This is a genomic window from Amorphoplanes friuliensis DSM 7358 (assembly GCF_000494755.1).
Classification (GTDB): domain Bacteria; phylum Actinomycetota; class Actinomycetes; order Mycobacteriales; family Micromonosporaceae; genus Actinoplanes; species Actinoplanes friuliensis.
The window spans coordinates 8,040,325-8,059,132 of sequence record NC_022657.1 but is presented as its reverse complement, the minus strand read 5'-3'; the positions used below and the strand labels follow the sequence as shown (position 1 = coordinate 8,059,132).

The following is an 18,808-nucleotide window of genomic DNA, read 5'->3' as shown; positions in this document are numbered from 1 at the left end:
GTCACGTAACCCTCCGGAAGCATAGAGGGCGTTTTAGCCCACTTTACGAGCGCTTACATCGGTTGATTCCGCGAGTGGACACGAACATGAAACACGGCCTTGACAGGTAGTGAGCCGCGTCATACGGTCACGTCACTTATCCGGTTCAGTAAATATTGTTCGTCAACTTTCCCTTGGGTGGAGGAGTAATGGAACGGTTCGCCAAGCGGGGCGTAGCGCTTGTCGCTGCCGGCCTCGCCGGAACCCTGGCAATCGCGGGCTGCAGTGGTCAGAGCCTGGAGGGTGGCAGCGACAAGGCCGCCGACGGTCAGATCACCTTGAAGGTCAACTTCTGGGGCGACATGGGCCTGGACAAGCTCAAGGCCGCGTACGAGAAGGACCACCCGAACGTCAAGATCGTGCTGAACTCGGGCGAGTACAACGCCCAGCACGAGGACCTGCAGAAGAAGCTGGTCGCCGGCAGCGGCGCCCCCGACATCTCTGCGGTCGACGAGGGCTTCATCGTCCAGTTCCGCGGTCAGTCGGACAAGTTCGTCAACCTGCTCGACAAGGGTGCGGCGAGCTACGAGCCGAAGTACCTGCCGTGGAAGTGGCAGCAGTCGATGTCCGCCGACAAGAAGCAGATCGGCCTCGGCACGGACGTCGGCGGCCTGGCCATGTGCTACCGCACCGACCTGTTCAAGGCGGCGGGCCTGCCGACCGACCGCGAGTCGGTCTCGAAGCTGTGGCCGACCTGGGACGACTTCATCGCCACCGGCAAGAAGTACGTCGCGGCGACCGACAAGAAGTTCGTCGACTCCGGCACCAACATGTTCAACCCGGTGCTCGCCCAGCAGCCGCAGGGCTTCTACGACGAGTCCGAGGCGCTGCAGATGGACGTCGGCCCCAAGGTCGCGTTCGACGTCAGCATGAAGGCGATCGAGGCCGGGCTCTCGGCCAACCTCGCCAGCTTCCAGCCCAACTGGGACCAGGGCTTCAAGAAGGACCAGTTCGCCACGCTGGCCTGCCCGGCGTGGATGCTCGGCCACATCCAGGACACCGCGCCCGAGCAGAAGGGCAAGTGGGACATCGCCGCGATCCCCGGCGGCGGCGGTAACTGGGGCGGTTCCTGGTGGACCATCCCGAGCCAGGGCAAGAACACCGACGAGGCGTACAAGTTCGTCGAGTGGATGGTCCAGCCGGCGCAGCAGATCGAGGTCTTCAAGACCGTCGGCAACCTGCCGTCGCAGCCCGCGCTCTACAAGGACGCCGCGGTGCTGGACTACAAGAAGGAGTTCATGAGCAACGCGCCCACCGGGCAGATCTTCGCCGCCACGGCGGAGGGGCTCAAGCCGCAGTACCTGGGCAAGAAGAACGGCCCGACCCGCGTCGCGGTGGAAAACGTGATCACCCGCGTGCAGCAGGGGTCGCTCAAGCCCGAGGCCGCGTGGCCCGAGGCTGTCAAGGCAGCCCAGAAGGCCGCCACTTCCTAAGACGAATCGACGGCGGGGCGGTCCGGACAGGGCCGCCCCGCCGCTGAACGGAAGGAGTGGCTGTGTCCCTCACCCGCAGCGCACCCCCGGCCCCCGCAGCCGAACCGGCGCAGCGACGCGCCCCCGAGCCCGAGAGCAAACAACGCAACTGGTTGCACCGCTTCGACAACAAGCGTGTGCCGTACCTGTTGTTCTCTCCGTTCTTCCTGCTCTTCGCCGTTTTTGGGCTCTTCCCGATCGTCTTCAACGGCATCGTCGCGCTGCGCAACTGGCGGCTCGACGACCCGACCCTGACGGGCTGGGCCGGTCTCGCGAACTTCGAGCGGCTCATCCACGACGAGGACTTCTGGAACGCCCTGGTCAACACGTTCGGCATCTTCATCCTGGCCACCGTCCCGCAGCTGCTGATCGCGCTGATGCTGGCCAACCTGCTCAACCGCAAGCTCCGCGCGACCTCCTGGTGGCGGGTCGGCGTGCTCCTGCCGTACGTGACCCCGGTGGCCGCCTCGACGCTGGTCTTCGCCGTCGTGTTCTCCCGCGACAACGGCATGGCGAACTGGCTGCTGTCCCTGGTCGGCTTCGGCAGCCAGAGTGATCCGCTGGACTGGCGGGCGTACAAGTGGAGCTCCTGGATCGCCATCGCCACGATGGTCAACTGGAAGTGGATCGGGTACAACGCCCTGCTCTACCTGTCGGCGATGCAGTCGATCCCGAAGGACGTCTACGAGGCGGCGGCCGTCGACGGCGCCGGCCCGTGGCGGCAGTTGTGGCGCATCACCGTGCCGATGATCCAGCCGGTGCTGATCTTCACCGTCGTGCTCTCGACCATCGGCGGCCTGCAGCTCTTCAACGAACCGATGCTGTTCGAGGAGAACCCCGCGGCCGCGTCCGGCGGCTCGAACGGGCAGTGGCAGACCATCGCGCAGCTGATCTACAAGGTCGGCTGGAAGGACCTCAACCTCGGGTACGCGGCCGCGATGTCGTGGGCGCTGTTCCTGATCATCCTCATCGTCGCCGCCCTGAACGCCCTGGTGACGAACCGCCTCGGAGGAGGACGCCGATGACCACGACCGCACCCCGCCTCAATCCGCGGCGCCGGGCCGAAATCGGTCGTGCACCTCAGGACACCCGCGGCACCTGGCGTACCTATGTCGCCCTGGTCGCTTTCCTGGCGCTGTCGGCGTTCCCGCTGTACTGGATGTTCGTCATCGCCACCAGCACCGACGAGGCAGTCTCGCAGATCCCGCCGTCCGTGGTTCCCGGCGGCGAGCTGATGAACAACCTGCGCGAGGTCTTCACCCTGCAGCAGGTCTACTTCGCGGCGTCGCTGATCAACAGTTTCATCGTCGCCTCCGTGGTCACGGTGTCGACGCTGTTCTTCTGCTCGCTGGCCGGTTTTGCCTTTGCCAAGCTGCGGTTCCCCGGCCGCGACAAGCTCATGGTCGTGGTGATCCTGACGCTGACCGTGCCCAACCAGCTCGGCATCGTCGCGCTCTACATCCTGATGGGCAAGCTCGGCTGGAACGGCACCCTGCTGTCGGTCATCGCGCCGTTCCTGGTCAGTGCGTTCGGCGTCTTCTACATGCGGCAGTTCATCATGCACTCGGTGCCGGACGAGCTGGTCGAGTCCGCCCGGATGGACGGCGCGCTGACCATGCGCGTCTACTGGAGCATCGTGTTGCCGGCCATCCGTCCGGCGCTGGCCGTGCTGGGTCTGCTCACCTTCGTGGCGACCTGGAACGAGTTCCAGTGGCCGTTGATCCAGCTCAACGGCACCGAGTTCCCGACGTCGATGGTGGCGCTCTCCGACCTGGCGAGCGGCAACTACGTGATCTACCGCCGGGTGCTCGCCGGCGCCTTCGCGGCGACTGTCCCACTGCTCGTGCTGCTGTTGCTGGGCGGGCGGCAGATCGTTCGGGGGATCATGGAAGGCGCCGTCAAGTCCTGATGAGGAGTGTTGTGACCTCGTACCGACCTTTGCACGATGGTTGGGCGCTCACCGGCGGCGACGTGGACAGCGTCGCCGCCGTGGTGCCCGGCTGTGTGCACACCGACCTGCTCGCCGCGGGCCTGATCGACGACCCGTACCTGGACGAGAACGAGAAGAAACTCGCCTGGATCGGGCGTACCGACTGGGTCTACGAGACCGTCTTCCAGCACACGCGGGGTGACGGGCGCGCGGACCTGGTCTGCGCGGGCCTGGACACCGTCGCCACCGTCATCCTCAACGGTGTCGAGCTCGGCCGCACCGCCAACATGCACCGCGGCTACCGCTTCGACGCCCGTGAGGTGCTCCGCGACGGCGAAAACCAGCTCCGCGTCCGTTTCGACTCCGCCTACAGCTACGCCGAGGCGCAGCAGGAGCGGCTCGGTGACCGGCCGAACGCCTACCCGGAGCCGTTCAACTTCATCCGCAAGATGGCCTGCAACTTCGGCTGGGACTGGGGCCCGACGCTCGTCACCGCCGGGATCTGGCAGCCGATCGGCCTGCACAGCTGGTCGGTGGCGCGCCTCGCCGAGGTCCGCCCGCAGGTCGCGGTGGCCGACGGTGTGGGCACGGTCGACGTTCGCGTGCGCCTCGAGCGGGAGACCGCCGGGCCGGTCACGCTGGCCGCGACCGTCGCCGGCCGGCGCATGCAGATCCAGACCGAGGAGGACGAGGCCGTCCTTTCCCTCACGGTCGACGATCCCCAGCTCTGGTGGCCGAGAGGGTACGGGAACCAGCCCCGTTACGACCTCGACGTGACCCTGGCCGGGCCGGACGCCGCACCCCTGGACACCTGGCACCGCAAGATCGGCTTCCGATCGGTACGCGTCGACACCACGCCGGACAGCGAGGGCAGTGCCTTCACGCTGCTCGTCAACGAGACGCCGGTGTTCGTCCGGGGTGTCAACTGGATCCCGGACGACGTCTTCGCCAACCGGGTCACCCGCGAACGCCTCGCGGCCCGGTTCACCCAGGCGATCGACGCGAACGTCAACTACCTGCGGATCTGGGGTGGCGGCCGGTACGAGTCGGAGGACTTCTACGACCTCGCCGACGAGCTGGGCCTGATGGTGGGGCAGGACTTCCTGTTCGCTTGTGCGGCGTACCCGGAGGAGGAGCCCTTTGCCACCGAATTGGCGGCGGAGGCGCGCGAGAACGTGGTGCGGCTGTCGAGTCACCCCAGCCTGATGATGTGGACGGGCAACAACGAGAACATCTGGGGTCACGAGGACTGGGGCTGGAAGGACAGCCTCGGTGACAAGTCGTGGGGCGCCGGCTTCTACTTCGACGTGCTGCCGCGCATCGTCGCCGAGGAGGACCCGAGCCGGCCGTACTGGCCGGGCAGCCCGTACTCGGGGCGTAACGACAAACATCCGAACGACCCCGCGTACGGGACGACGCACATCTGGGACGTCTGGAACACCGACGACTACCTCAAGTACCGCGAGTACCGGCCGCGGTTCGTCGCGGAGTTCGGATACCAGGCGCCACCGGTGTACGCGACGCTGCGCCGGGCCATCTCCGACGAGCCACTGACCCACGACTCGCCGGGCATGCAGGCGCACCAGAAGGCGATCGGCGGCGACGGCAAACTGCAACGGGGTCTCGACGCGCACCTGCCCGCGCCACGCGACTTCGACGACTGGCACTTCCTGACACAGCTCAACCAGGCCCGCGCACTGTCGGTCGGCATCGAGCACTTCCGGTCGTTGCGACCCGTCTGCATGGGCGCGATCATGTGGCAGCTCAACGACTGCTGGCCGGTCACCTCCTGGGCCGCGGTCGACGGCGACGGTCGCAAAAAGCCCCTCTGGTACGCGTTGCGCCGCTCGTACGCCCCACGGCTGCTGACCGTTCAGCCCCGGGACGGCGTGCCGCATCTGGTGGCGGTCAACGACTCCGCCGAGGACTGGCCGCTGTCGGCGACCGTCTCCCGGCGTACCGTCGCGGGGGTTGTCGAGGCCGAGGTGGCGATCGGCGCAACCGTCGGTCCGGGCGCCGCCATCACGCTGCCGTTGCCCGCGGAGGTCGGCGCGGCCGGCGACGCGGCGCACGAGTTCCTGGTGGCCGAGGCGGAGGAGCACCGGGCGTGGTGGTTCTTCGCCGAGGACAAGGACATCGCGTGGCCACCGGCCAAGTTCGACGCAACGTTCGAAGCCATCGGTGACGACGCCCGGGTCCGTATCACCGCACACAACATCCTGCGAGACCTCACACTGCACCCGGACCGCCTGGACCCGTCCACCGAGGTGGACGAGTCCGGCGTGACGCTGCTGCCGGGTGAGCAGGCAACGTTCATGATCCGGGGCGGCGCGGGCCTGGAACCGACCGCGCTGACCACGCGCCCGGTCCTGCGCTGCGTCAACGACCTGTCCTGATCCGTCGCCGCGACCGGCCTCCACCGAGGCCGGCCCGCGGCGACGGCCGCGTCGATCCGGTCCGGGAGCTCGGATAGTCGTGGACCAGAATGCTCGTGGGCAGTAGATCGCCTGGTCCGGGTCGCCGGGCACCGGGATGCCCCAGCCGTCGGCGCGGCCGGCCGCGAGACACTGATTTCCCGCAGACCCGCCCGGACAAAGCGTTCGGGCGGCTCGATCCGGACCTGCCCCGACTCCAGGACGTCGAGGATCCGCCGCTCGTACAGCGACAGCCGGAAGAACCAGTTCGTCTCCTCGACGCGTTCGAGAGCGCCCGGATGCTCCGGACAGACGTCGTCCCCGCACGAGGGCGGGGACTCGATCGGTGGGTGATTACCGCACGCCGGAGAACCCCGCGAGGGGGCGCATCATCGACGGGCCGCAGGACTGCATGACGCCGATGGTGTCAGGCTTCGGGGATCCCGGCGAGCCGTTTGCGGGACCACCGGATCAGCCCGGAAGACGGTCGACCGGCCTGACCCGCGCGGAGCTTCGCGTGGGAGGCCGGTCGACTTCTGTGTGCGTACGGAAAGGGTTACTCGGGGACCTTGCGGTAGGCGCCGTCGCTGGCACTGGTCGCCATCGAGGCGTAGGCCCGGAGGGCCGCCGAGACCGTGCGCTGGCGGTCGACCGGTGAGTACGGCTTCGGCCGGCGCTCTTCCTCGTGCCGCCGCTGGGCCAGTTCCTCGTCGGTGACGTTGAGCGTGATCGTGCGGCCCGGGATGTCGATGGTGATCTCGTCGCCGGTCTGGACCAGGGCGATGAGACCGCCGGATGCCGCCTCGGGGGAGACGTGGCCGATGGAGAGGCCCGAGGTGCCGCCGGAGAAGCGGCCGTCGGTGATGAGCGCGCAGGCCTTGCCCAGGCCGCGACCCTTGAGGAACGAGGTCGGGTAGAGCATTTCCTGCATGCCGGGGCCACCGCGCGGACCCTCGTAGCGGATGACGACCACGTCGCCGGCGAGCACGCGTTTGCCGAGGATGCCGTCGACCGCGTCGTCCTGGCTTTCGAAGACGCGGGCCGGGCCGCTGAACTTCCACAGCTCCTCGGCCACGCCGGCGGTTTTGACGACACAGCCGTCCGGGGCGAGGTTGCCGAAGAGGATCGCCAGGCCGCCGTCAACCGTGTACGCGTGCTCGACCGAGCGGATGCAGCCCTCGGCCGCGTCCGTGTCGAGCGTGGCCCAGCGGTTCGTCGTGGAGAACGGCTGGGTCGTGCGGACGCCGCCGGGCGCGGCGTGGAAGAGCTCCAGCGCCTTCTCGCTCGCTTGGCCGCTGCGGATGTCCCACTCCTGCAGCCAGCTGTCGAGGTCGGGGGAGTGCACCGAGCGGACGTTCGGCCGGAGCGCCCCGCCGCGGTGCAGCTCACCGAGCAGAGCGGGGATGCCGCCGGCGCGGTGGACGTCCTCCATGTGGTACTTCGGGCTGTTCGGGGCGACCTTCGACAGGCAGGGGACCCGGCGCGAGACCGCGTCGATGTCCGCCACGCTGAAGTCGATCTCAGCCTCGCGGGCCGCGGCCAGCAGGTGCAGGACCGTGTTGGTCGAGCCGCCCATCGCGACGTCCAGCGCAACGGCGTTCTCGAACGCGTCACGGTTGGCGATCGAGCGCGGCAGGACCGACTCGTCGTCGTTCTGGTAGTACTGCTTCGCGATGTCGACGATCAGCTCGCCGGCCCGCTCGAACAGCGCCTTGCGGGCCGCGTGGGTCGCCAGCGTCGAGCCGTTGCCCGGCAGTGCCAGGCCGATCGCCTCGGTCAGGCAGTTCATCGAGTTGGCGGTGAACATGCCGGAGCACGACCCGCAGGTCGGGCAGGCCGACCGCTCGATCGTGTCGAGCTGCTCGTCGGTGACGTTCTCGTTGGCGCTGGCGCTCATCGCGTCGACCAGGTCGAGCTTCTCGTGCACGACACCCTCGATGGCGATCGTCTTGCCGGCCTCCATCGGGCCACCGGAGACGAACACGGTGGGGATGTTGAGACGCAGCGCGGCGATCAGCATGCCGGGGGTGATCTTGTCGCAGTTCGAGATGCAGACGAGGGCGTCGGCGCAGTGCGCGTTCACCATGTATTCGACGGCGTCGGCGATGAGCTCGCGGCTGGGCAGCGAATAGAGCATGCCGCCGTGGCCCATCGCGATGCCGTCGTCGACGGCGATCGTGTTGAACTCGCGCCCGATGCCGCCCGCCTCGAACACCGCGTCGGCGACGAGGCCGCCCATGTCCTTGAGGTGGACGTGGCCGGGTACGAACTGGGTGAAGCTGTTGGCGATGGCGACGATCGGCTTGCCGAAATCGTCGTCAGTCATGCCGGTGGCGCGCCACAGGGCGCGCGCGCCGGCCATCGTCCGACCGTGGGTCGAGGTCCGGGAGCGCAGCTCAGGCATGACTACATACTGCCACCGCCGGTAAGGACCGCACCTGTGCCGGTGGACACGAAGTCCACTGCGCGGGACGGCAAACGTGAGTTGCGGTTCGAAACCGGTCGATCGGTCAGCTCCCGAAAAGTCGTTCAGTACGGCAGAGTGTCCCCGTGCACTCACCGTCCGGCGTGGAGCTGGCCGGGCTGGCGAGCCTCCTTGTCGCTGTCCCGGCCGTCGCGCTGCTGGGCAATTCCGGTCGCCGGCACACCGATGCCGCCCGGCGCGCCCACCTGACACTCGCGGCCGGTGCCGCTGTGACCACCGCGGCCGCACTCGCGGGCCTGCTCAGCGACCTGTTCCTGGCGCACGGGCCGGCGCAGCTCGGCTCGGCCGTGGCTGTGGCGATGGCGCTGGGCACTCTCACCCTCCTGGCCGGCACGCTGCTGCTGCCCGGTGCCGCGGAGAGCCCCGGCGCGGCGTTCCGGCTGCTGATCGACGGTTTTGTCGTCGGCGCGGCGATCTGGTTCGTCGGCTGGGTGCTCGTCGCCGAGCCGACCCGGCTCCTCGGTGACCAGACCCCGGCCCGGTGCCTGTCGATGCTGCTGCCCGCCGGTGTCGCGGTGATCGCCATCGGGCTGACCGCGGTGCTCGCCCTGCACGCCCACCGGCCCCGGCACATCACCGTGCGGGTCGCTGCCGGGGTGAGCGTGGTCGCGGTCGCGGCCACCGCGCTGTCCGGCGGCATCTGTCAGAGCTGGCCGATCGTCGTGCTGCTCAGCGCTCTGCTGCTGCCCGCCGGCCTGGTGGTCGTCGCCCACGCGATCAAGATCGCCGACCGGCCGGTCGAGGTCGTCGGTGACATCACCCAGCGCAACACCGGGTACGCCTTCGTGCCGATGGCGGCCATGGTCGGCGCCCTCGGATATCACCTGGCGGTCGGCGGGGTCTTCGACGTGTTCGGCTTCGTCGGGTCCAGCGTCGAGGGTTTTGCGCTGGTGGCGCGTCAATATCTGGCCCTGGCCGACGTCAAGCGCTACACACTGCGGCTGCGGCTGCGCGAGTCGCACTTCCGGGAGCTCGCCCACACCGATCCGCTGACCGGGCTGGCCAACCGCCGCGGTCTGGTCCGGGCGCTGCGCGAGCCCGGTGTCCGTGACCGGCCCCGGGTGCTGGTCGGCCTCGACCTGGACGGCTTCAAGAACGTCAACGACATGCGCGGGCACGACATCGGTGACGCCGTGCTCGTCGAGGTCGGTGAGCGCCTCCGCGCGAACCTCCGCGAGGGTGACGTCGCCGCGCGCCTCGGCGGTGACGAGTTCGCGGTGCTGATGTGGGCGACACCCGAGGAGGCGATGGTCGCGGGCAAGCGGCTGCTCGCGGTGCTCGGTGAGCCGTACGACACCGAGGACGGCTCGGTTTTCCTCTCCGCGAGCGTGGGGGTCGCCGACTCGCCCGCGCCCGGTGACACCGGCGAGCTGATGCGCGACGCCGACCTGGCCCTGCGGTACGCCAAGCAGCGCGGCAAGAACAGGGTCGAGCGGTACGAGAAGCGTTACGACGAGCTGCTGCGCCGCCACAGCGTGCTGGAGAACGAGCTGCGGCACGCCATCGACCGCAAGCAGCTACGCCTGGTCTTCCAGCCGGTGGTCGCGTTGCCCTCCATGCGGCCGGTCGGGGCCGAGGCGCTGCTGCGCTGGCACCACCCCGACCTGGGCTCGGTCCGCCCCGACGAGTTCATCCCGGTCGCCGAGGAGTCCGGGCTGATCAGCATGATCGGCTCGTGGGTGCTCGACCAGGCCTGCCGGCAGCTGTCCCTCTGGCTCGCGGGCGGCCACGACGTCTGGGTGTCGGTCAACCTCTCGCCCAAGGAGCTGCACGCCGCCGACTACGCGGGCCAGGTCGCCGGTGTCCTCGAGAAATACGGCGTGCCCCCGCAGCGTCTTGTGCTCGAGGTGACCGAGCACGCCGTGGCCACCGACATGGACGAGCTGATCCGGCGGCTGTGCGAGCTGCGCTCGACCGGTGTACGGATCGCGCTCGACGACTTCGGCGCCGGCTATTCCTCCCTCGGGCAGCTGCGCAACCTCCCCGTCGACATCCTGAAGATCGACCACGCGCTGGTCGCCGAGCCGGAGTCGCGCACCGGCACCGCCGCGCCGCTCGTCGACGTGGTGGTGCGGCTCGGTCACCGGCTCGGGCTCGAGGTGCTGGCCGAGGGCATCGGCACACCCGCGCAGCGAGCGATCGTCGAGGAGGCCGGCTGCCGGCTCGGCCAGGGTTCGCTGTTCGGCTGGGGTGTGCCCGCCGAGCACCTGGAGGCGCAGCTGGAGACTGTCCGATCCTCCGGCGCGCGTCCGGTGCCGGCTCAGCGAATTCGTCCCGTAACCCCGCCGAGCGCGCCCGCCCGCAGTCAGGTGATCATGCTGGGGCCGGGAATGCGGCAGGTCAGAGCCTTGCTGCCGACCGATCCGGCCTTCGCCGACGAGGAAGTCTCGCGAACGGGTGACCAGGATGTGAGATCAGTTGACGCACCTCGTGAGATGGGGCAGTCTTAGCCGCATGTGCTTGTCGTCCCGAGTACTTATGTGAGCGCACTCTCCCTCCAGCAGGAGTGAGGAGAGTGCGCTAGGTCCCGTGCTTCGGCACGAGGGCCTTTTTTGTTGCTCACGTAACGGGATCCGAAACGAACGAAGGTCAGCGTCATGACGAGACCCACACCCGAGACCCTCGCCCACCGCGCCACCCCGGCCACCGTCGCGGCGGCTGCCGGTGCCCCGGCCGTAGCCACGGTGTCGCCGACCCCCGTCACCGGGGCCGGTTCGCTCGTGCGGTCGCTCGAGGCGCTCGGCGTCGAGGTGGCGTTCGGGATTCCCGGCGGGACGATCCTGCCGGCGTACGACCCGCTCTACGACTCCAAGGTCCGGCACATCCTGGTCCGCCACGAGCAGGGCGCGGGCCACGCCGCCACCGGATATGCGCAGGCCACCGGCAAGGTCGGCGTTTGCATCGCCACCTCCGGCCCCGGCGCGACCAACCTGGTGACGCCGATCGCCGACGCCTACATGGACTCGGTGCCGATCGTGGCGATCACCGGCCAGGTGGCCCGGGCCTCGATCGGGACGGACGCCTTCCAGGAGGCGGACATCCAGGGCATCACGCTGCCGATCACGAAGCACAACTTCCTGATCCAGACGCCCGAGGAGATCCCGCAGATCATGGCGGAGGCCTTCCACCTGGCGCTGTCGGGACGCCCGGGCCCGGTCCTGGTCGACATCCCCAAGGACGTGCAGCAGGCCGCGACCATGTTCTCCTGGCCGCCCACGCTGGACCTCCCCGGTTACCGGCCGACGCTGCACCCGCACGGCAAGCAGATCCGCGAGGCGGCCCGGCTGATCGCCGCGGCCAAGCGCCCCGTCCTGTACGTCGGCGGCGGTGTGCTCAAGGCCGGCGCGACCGACGGGCTGCGCAAGCTCGCCGAGCAGACCGGCATCCCGGTCGTGACCACGCTGATGGCGCTCGGCGCGTTCCCGGACTCGCACCCGCAGCACCTGGGCATGCCCGGCATGCACGGCACGGTTCCGGCCGTTTTTGCCCTGCAGAAGGCCGACCTGCTGGTCACCCTGGGCGCCCGCTTCGACGACCGGGTCACCGGCAAGCTCGACACGTTCGCCCCCGAGGCGAAGGTCGTGCACGCCGACATCGACCCCGCCGAGATCGGCAAGAACCGCCACGCGGACGTCCCGATCGTGGGCGACGCGCGGCACGTCATCGACGAGCTGATCGCGGCCGTCTCCGGCAGCGCCGGCGGCACCGGTTCCTACCCGGCGTGGTGGGCGCAGCTCAACGACCTGCGGGAGCGGTACCCGCTCGGTTACGACGAGCCGACCGACGGCACGCTCGCCCCGCAGTACGTGATCGAGCGCATCGGCGAGCTGGTCGGCCCCGACGCGATCTACGTGGCCGGTGTCGGGCAGCACCAGATGTGGGCGTCGCAGTTCATCAAGTACGAGAAGCCGGGCACCTGGCTCAACTCCGGCGGCGCCGGGACCATGGGATACGCCGTGCCCGCCGCGATGGGCGCCAAGGTCGGCCGCCCCGACACCCAGGTGTGGGCGATCGACGGCGACGGCTGCTTCCAGATGACCAACCAGGAGCTCGCGACCTGCGCGCTGGAGGGCATCCCGGTCAAGATCGCCGTCATCAACAACGGCAACCTCGGCATGGTCCGGCAGTGGCAGACCCTGTTCTACGAGGGCCGCTACTCCAACACCGAGCTGGGCACCCACAAGCACCGCATCCCCGACTTCGTGAAGCTCGCCGAGGCGCTGGGCTGTGTCGGTCTGCGCTGCGAGTCCAAAGCGGACGTGGACGCGACGATCAAGGCGGCCATGGAGATCAACGACCGGCCCGTGGTCATCGACTTCACGGTCGGCAAGGACGCCATGGTCTGGCCGATGGTCGCCGCCGGCACCAGCAACGACGAGATCATGTTCGCCCGTGACGTGCGCCCCAGCTTCGAAGAGGATGACCTGTGACCAGCATGAACAAGCACACCCTCTCCGTGCTCGTGGAGAACAAGCCCGGCGTGCTCGCGCGGGTGAGTGGTCTGTTCTCGCGCCGGAGCTTCAACATCGATTCGCTGGCGGTGGGCGAGACGGAGAACCCGGACGTCTCCCGCATCACGATCGTGGTCAACGCCGACTCCTCACCCCTGGAGCAGGTGACCAAGCAGCTCAACAAGCTGGTGAACGTCCTGAAGATCGTCGAGCTGGACCCGCAGCAGTCGGTCCAGCGCGAACTCCTGCTGGTCAAGGTGCGGGCCGACCGCACCGTGCGCGGGCAGGTCCTCGAGACGGTCGAGCTGTTCAGGGCGAAGGTGATCGACGTCGCTCCGGACACCCTCACGATCGAGGCGACCGGCAACCCCGACAAGCTGGACGCCTTGCTGCGCGATCTCGAGCCGTACGGCATCAAGGAGATGGTGCAGTCGGGTCTCGTGGCCATCGGCCGCGGCTCGCGCTCCATCACGACCGGCCCCGCTCTGCGCGCGGCCTGATTTTCACCATAGATTCGAGAGCCCGTCCAACCGCCCCGGCCACCGCCCCTACCGGACTAAAGACTCAAGTGAGGATTCAATGACCGCCGAAGTGTTCTACGACGACGACGCCGACCTGTCCATCATCCAGGGACGCAAGGTCGCCGTTATCGGGTACGGCAGCCAGGGCCACGCGCACTCGCTGTCGCTGCGCGACTCGGGCGTCGACGTGGTGGTCGGCCTGAAGGAGGGCTCCAAGAGCCGCGCCAAGGCCGAGGAGCAGGGCCTCAAGGTGCTCACGCCCGCCGAGGCGTCCGCCTGGGCCGACGTGATCATGGTGCTCGCGCCCGACACCGCCCAGCGGAAGATCTACACCGAGTCGATCGAGCCGAACCTGACCGCCGGCAAGGCGCTCTTCTTCGGTCACGGCCTCAACATCCGCTTCGAGCTGATCAAGCCGCCGGCGAACGTCGACGTCGCCATGGTCGCCCCGAAGGGCCCGGGCCACCTGGTCCGCCGCCAGTACGTGGACGGCAAGGGTGTTCCGGCGCTGATCGCGGTGGAGCAGGACCCCAGCGGCGGCGCGCAGGCGCTCGCCCTGTCCTACGCGAAGGCGATCGGTGGCACCCGCGCCGGTGTCATCAAGACCACCTTCAAGGAAGAGACGGAGACCGACCTGTTCGGCGAGCAGGCCGTCCTCTGCGGCGGTACGGCTGCGCTGGTGCAGACGGGCTTCGAGGTGCTGACCGAGGCCGGTTACGCCCCGGAGATCGCGTACTTCGAGTGCCTGCACGAGCTGAAGCTGATCGTCGACCTCATGTACGAGGGTGGCATCTCCCGCATGCGTTACAGCGTGTCGGACACCGCCGAGTTCGGTGACTACGTCAGCGGCCCGCGCGTGATCAACGCGTCGGTGAAGCAGGAGATGAAGAAGATCCTCGCCGAGATCCAGTCGGGCGAGTTCACCAAGGCGCTCATCGCGGACGACGAGGCGGGTGGCACGCGTCTGCAGCAGTTCCGCAAGGAAGGCGCCGAGCACCCGATCGAGGTCACCGGCAAGAAGCTGCGCGACATGATGAGCTGGGTCGACCGGCCGATCACCGAAACTGCCTGACCTTTCAATACCCCGGATATGCACGCCGGGCCGGAGTGCCGCAAGGCTCTCCGGCCCGGCGTTTTGCGTGACTGCGCGACTACTTGAAACGTGGGTGTTACGTCCCGCTTACGCAACCGGCGTCGTCATCGAATTGTGTACTGTTCGGACGCTTCGGGGTCGACAACAGCAGGTAGATTCGCCGCATGCGACTGGCTGATTCTTTCCGGAGTGAGCGCTTCGGCGCGGTCCGGATTCATGAGCTGCAGAGGGTGATCGAGCTCGACTCGGGCGCCGTGCATGATGCCGGCCGGCCGGGGCTTTCGGCTGGTAGCCGGGTTGTGCCGCCTGACGCATTACGCGCTGTCGAGTCGCAAATGGTAATCGTCGTCCCGTGCATGAATGAGACACGAAGCGTCATCGAAGGAGTGCTCTCCGGCATTCCCCACGACTGTCTCATTGTGCTGGTCTCCAACAGCGACAAGCTGCCGGTGGACCGCTACGAGATCGAGGCGCAGACGGTCGAGCAGTTCTGCCGTCTGGCCGGCCGATCGGCGATCAGTGTTCATCAAAAGGATCCCGGACTCGCGGCCGCGTTCAAGGCCGCCGGGATGGAGGAACTGATCGGCGAGGACGGACTGGTCCGTTCCGGCAAGGGTGAGGCCATGCTGATCGGCATGGCCCTGGCCGCGATGACGGGACGCCGCTATCTGGGCTACGTCGACGCCGACAACTACGTTCCGGGTGCCGTCCACGAGTACTGCAAGGCGTACGCCGCCGGGCTGCACCTCGCGGACAGCCCGTACGCGATGGTCCGGATCTCCTGGCACTCGAAGCCGAAACTGCGCGACGGGCGGCTGTTCTTCAGCCGTCGCGGCCGCAGCTCGGAGATCACCAACGAGTGGCTCAACCGGTTCCTGGCCGAATACTCCGGTTTCGGCACCGAGGTGATCGCGACCGGCAACGCCGGTGAGCATGCGATGAGCCTCGACCTGGGTCTCAAGCTGCGGCTGGCCGGCGGTTTTGCCGTCGAGCCGTACGAGTACCTCGATCTGTTCGAGCAGTTCGGTGGGGTGCTGGAGAGCACCAGCCCGGACGTGATGAGCAGTTCGGTGCCGGTGCTGCAGATCGAGACCCGCAACCCGCACTTCCACGACAACAAGGGCGAGGACCACGTGCAGGGCATGCGGATGCAGGCCCTCAACGTCGTCTACCACTCGCCCGTGACCCTGCCGTCCGTGCGTCAGGCGATCATCGAGTTCATGGTGGCCCAGGGTGCGCTCGAGGTCGGCCAGGAACCCCCGCGCGAGCGGGTCTATCCGCCCGTCGGCAGCCTCGACCTGGAGCTGCTCTACGACGGGCTCGACGCGGAGGCGCTGACCTTCCGCCAGTTCGACGGTCTCGCGTCGGCGGGTTACGCGCCCGCGCCGCCGATCGAGCGGAACCTCATCCCGCGCCCGACCGTTTAGCGACGAGGGTCCCGGCGGGCGTGGCGGCGCCCACCGGGATCACTCACGACTGCGGCTTCTCCTGCGGCACGGGCGGAGGCTGCACCTGTCCGGCCGGCTGGATGTGCTCCGTGGGCGCCTGCTGCGAAACAGCGGGCGCCGGAGGCGCCGACTGCGGCAGGGGCGGAGGCGGCTGCTGCTGCTGCCATCCTTGATATTGCGGCTGCGGCGGGTACTGGTACTGCGGCGGGTATTGCGGCGGCGGTGCACCCCACTGCGGCTGCTGCTGCGGCGGGTAGTGCCCGGGCCAGGGCTGCTGATATTGCATCGGCGGCGGCGCGACCGGTGTCGCCAGCTCCTTGAGCCAGTCCGCCTCGGCCTTGGCCCAGACCCGGCGGGCCGCGAGGTAGGACGGCCCGTGGCCGAGCAGCGGGATCAGCAGCACACCGAGACCGACCACGAGGGCGAGGATGCCCACCTGGAGCCCGCCGGTGTCCGACTCGCTGGCCACGCCGGTGACCAGGAAGACCAGGCCGGTGATGAGGATGAGGCCGCCGACCACCATCGGGCCGACGGTGTTGCCGTTGCGCACCAGCGACCACGCCACGGCGGCGGTCAGGGCGGCGCCCACGGCGAGGACAGCCGTGAACAGCCCCTTGGCGGCGGCTTCACCGACCGTGTCCCGGATGTAGGAGTCGGTGGAGACGGTCAGCAGGGCCGCGATCGCCAGCGACAGCGCGACGAGACCGAGCAGCGCGACGGTGACGGCCACACCGAAGGGAACCCGGCGCGGTGGGTCGGGGATGACGGGACCGTGGTCCTCGTCGATGTCCCCGGTGTCGGTGGAGGCTTCAGACATGCCGAGAGGCTAGCGGGAACGGTGCTCGTGGCGGGGTCCCGCAGGGTACGAGAAGATTTCCGTCCTGTGACACCGGTCACCATGAGATGACATCCCGTGGTGGTCGCCGATCCGTCTACGCTCGCGGAAAGGTCGGCGGCCGGCCGCCTGCGAGACAAACTGTGGAGACGTATGACTCCCGTGGTACTGATCGCTGAGGAACTGGCCCCCGCCGCCATCGACGTCCTGGCCTACGACTTCGACGTCCGCCACGTGGACGGCACCGACCGCGCCGCGCTGCTGGAGGCCCTCGCGGACGCCGACGCGGTCATCGTCCGTAGTGCCACCCGGATCGACGCCGAAGCCGTCGCCGCCGCCCCGCGCCTCAAGGTTGTCGCCCGCGCCGGGGTGGGTCTCGACAACGTCGACGTCCCCGCCGCCACCGCCCGCGGTGTCATGGTGGTCAACGCCCCCACGTCCAACATCGTCTCGGCCGCCGAGCAGGCGATCGCGTTGCTGCTGGCCGTGGCCCGGCACACCGCCAGCGCCAGCGCGTCCCTCAAGAACGGCGAGTGGAAGCGGAAGAAGTACACCGGCGTCGAGGTGCAGGGCAAGACCGTCGGTGTGGTCGGGCTGGGGCGCATCGGGGTGCTCTTCGCACAGCGGATGGCGTCGTTCGGGACGCGGCTGATCGCGTACGACCCGTACATCCAGCCGGCGCGGGCGGCGCAGCTGGGCGTACGCCTGGTCGGTCTGGACGAGCTGCTGCGGGAGAGCGACTTCATCTCCGTGCACCTGCCGCGGACACCCGAGACACTCGGGCTGATCGGCGAGAAGGAGTTGGCCACGGTCAAGCCCGGCGTGCGGATCGTGAACGCGGCCCGCGGCGGCCTGATCGACGAGCGGGCCCTGGCCGACGCGCTGGCCGAGGGCCGGGTCGCCGGCGCCGGCATCGACGTTTTTGTCACCGAGCCGACCACCGAGTCGCCGCTGTTCGCCTTCGACAACGTGGTCGTCACCCCACATCTGGGCGCGTCGACCGCCGAGGCGCAGGACAAGGCCGGCCTGTCGGTGGCCCGCAGCGTCAAGCTGGCGTTGCAGGGCGAGTTCGTGCCCGACGCGGTGAACGTGCAGGCCGGTGGAGTGGTCGACGAGGACGTGCGGCCGCTGCTCGCCCTCGCGGAAAAGCTGGGCAAGGTCTTCACCGCCGTCGCGGGTGGTGTCGCCGCCAGCGTGACCGTCGAGGTCCGCGGCGAGATCGTGTCGCACGACGTGGCGGTGCTCAAGCTGGCCGCGACCAAGGGCCTCTTCGCCTCGGTGGTCGAGGAACAGGTCACCTACGTCAACGCACCGCAGCTCGCGGCCGACCGCGGCGTCGAGGTCGAGCTGATCGTCGACCGCGAGGTCTCCGACCAGCACAACCTGGTCACCGTCCGCGGCGCGCTCCCGGACGGGCGCACGGTCAGCGTCGCCGGGACAGTCACGGGTACGGGCACACGGGAGGCCCGCAAGCTGACCCAGGTCGACGAGTTCGACCTGGAGCTGGGCGCCGGCGGTGTGCTGCTCTTCTTCCGCTACTCGGACCGCCCGGGCATCGTCGGGGCGATCGGGTCGATCCTGGGCGAGGCCGGCGTCAACATCGCGGCGATGCAGGTCGCCCGGCGCGAGGCCGGCGGCGAGGCCCTGATGGCCCTGACCGTCGACTCCTCGGTGGACGCCGAGCTGCTCTCGGCGGTCGCCGCCGCGATCGGCTCCGCCAAGGGCAGCATCGTGGACCTCAGGGACGAGGACTAACGAGCTTTGACCGGTGGGGGATACACCGTGCCGTCCTGAAGGTCGAGCAGATCCAGATTGAGCTCGCCGGCGAGCCGCTCGATCGTCTCGAGCACCGCGTCCGGGCAGTTCTCGTCCAGGCGCATCTGGATGTGGTCCGCGGCGGCGTGCAGCGGTGCGCTCGCCCAGGGGGTGCCGGCGAGGGTGGCCCGCGGACCGCGGTCGGGGTAGTGGCTGGTCAGGGCGTCATAGAAGGCAACGACGCGCGGGTCGGCGGGGCGCTGCGGGTGTTCGCCGCGGGCGCACCGGGCGTTGGCGGCGCGCACGTCATCCGGCATGTCCGTGTTGTCCATGGCCCACACCACGAGGTCGAAACTCACCGGCGC

At 68.9% G+C, this 18,808-nt stretch carries 13 protein-coding genes; 10 read left to right on the top strand and 3 right to left on the bottom strand.

Annotated elements, in window-relative coordinates; all coding sequences use genetic code 11:
• Window positions 1-188: 188 nt before the first annotated feature.
• The 4 genes from AFR_RS37110 to AFR_RS37095 are packed head-to-tail and all read left to right on the top strand — an operon-like array spanning window position 189 to window position 5,837.
• Window positions 189-1,472 carry an ABC transporter substrate-binding protein gene (locus AFR_RS37110; RefSeq protein WP_023561975.1) on the top strand — a complete coding sequence of 428 codons (1,284 nt, stop codon included), beginning with the start codon at window positions 189-191 and terminating at the stop codon, window positions 1,470-1,472.
• Between the two features lie 56 nt (window positions 1,473-1,528).
• Window positions 1,529-2,536: a carbohydrate ABC transporter permease gene (locus tag AFR_RS37105; RefSeq protein WP_202963965.1), complete on the top strand. Its 1,008-nt coding sequence runs from the start codon at window positions 1,529-1,531 to the stop codon at window positions 2,534-2,536.
• Window positions 2,533-3,420, top strand: a complete 888-nt coding sequence (locus AFR_RS37100; RefSeq protein ID WP_023561973.1) for a carbohydrate ABC transporter permease — start codon at window positions 2,533-2,535, stop codon at window positions 3,418-3,420. Before AFR_RS37105 ends, AFR_RS37100 begins: the two co-directional genes overlap by 4 nt.
• A complete protein-coding gene (locus tag AFR_RS37095) occupies window positions 3,420-5,837 on the top strand; it encodes a glycoside hydrolase family 2 protein (protein ID WP_084298261.1) in 2,418 nt (805 codons plus the stop codon). The genes AFR_RS37100 and AFR_RS37095 overlap by 1 nt, the downstream gene beginning before the upstream one ends.
• Window positions 5,838-6,411: 574 nt before the next feature.
• Here AFR_RS37095 and ilvD read toward each other — a convergent pair.
• On the bottom strand, window positions 6,412-8,259 hold the full coding sequence (ilvD, locus tag AFR_RS37090; RefSeq protein ID WP_023561971.1) for a dihydroxy-acid dehydratase: 1,848 nt from the start codon (window positions 8,257-8,259) through the stop codon (window positions 6,412-6,414).
• A 146-nt stretch (window positions 8,260-8,405) separates the two neighbouring features.
• On the opposite strand from ilvD, the gene AFR_RS37085 reads away from it, so the two are divergent.
• The 5 genes from AFR_RS37085 to mpgS all read left to right on the top strand — a co-directional run bounded on the left by AFR_RS37085 (window position 8,406) and on the right by mpgS (window position 15,832).
• Window positions 8,406-10,790: a putative bifunctional diguanylate cyclase/phosphodiesterase gene (locus AFR_RS37085; protein WP_023561970.1), complete on the top strand. Its 2,385-nt coding sequence runs from the start codon at window positions 8,406-8,408 to the stop codon at window positions 10,788-10,790.
• Window positions 10,791-10,937: 147 nt separating this feature from the next.
• Window positions 10,938-12,770, top strand: a complete 1,833-nt coding sequence (locus tag AFR_RS37080) for an acetolactate synthase large subunit (RefSeq protein ID WP_023561969.1) — start codon at window positions 10,938-10,940, stop codon at window positions 12,768-12,770.
• A 5-nt stretch (window positions 12,771-12,775) separates the two neighbouring features.
• Window positions 12,776-13,291 (top strand): acetolactate synthase small subunit, encoded by a 516-nt coding sequence (gene ilvN / locus AFR_RS37075; protein ID WP_023561968.1) that lies wholly within the window; start codon window positions 12,776-12,778, stop codon window positions 13,289-13,291.
• Window positions 13,292-13,370: 79 nt separating this feature from the next.
• Complete coding sequence (gene ilvC / locus AFR_RS37070) at window positions 13,371-14,384, top strand: ketol-acid reductoisomerase (RefSeq protein ID WP_023561967.1); 1,014 nt, start codon at window positions 13,371-13,373, stop codon at window positions 14,382-14,384.
• A gap of 185 nt (window positions 14,385-14,569) precedes the next feature.
• On the top strand, window positions 14,570-15,832 hold the full coding sequence (mpgS, locus tag AFR_RS37065) for a mannosyl-3-phosphoglycerate synthase (protein WP_084298260.1): 1,263 nt from the start codon (window positions 14,570-14,572) through the stop codon (window positions 15,830-15,832).
• 43 nt (window positions 15,833-15,875) lie between these two features.
• Here mpgS and AFR_RS37060 read toward each other — a convergent pair whose 3' ends face one another.
• On the bottom strand, window positions 15,876-16,670 hold the full coding sequence (locus AFR_RS37060) for a hypothetical protein (protein WP_023561965.1): 795 nt from the start codon (window positions 16,668-16,670) through the stop codon (window positions 15,876-15,878).
• Between the two features lie 171 nt (window positions 16,671-16,841).
• Between AFR_RS37060 and serA the strand changes: the two genes are divergently transcribed.
• A complete protein-coding gene (gene serA, locus AFR_RS37055; RefSeq protein WP_023561964.1) occupies window positions 16,842-18,443 on the top strand; it encodes a phosphoglycerate dehydrogenase in 1,602 nt (533 codons plus the stop codon).
• Here serA and AFR_RS37050 read toward each other — a convergent pair.
• Window positions 18,440-18,775: a hypothetical protein gene (locus AFR_RS37050; protein WP_438829956.1), complete on the bottom strand. Its 336-nt coding sequence runs from the start codon at window positions 18,773-18,775 to the stop codon at window positions 18,440-18,442. The two genes, serA and AFR_RS37050, sit on opposite strands and share 4 nt — an antisense overlap.
• Window positions 18,776-18,808 lie beyond the last annotated feature (33 nt).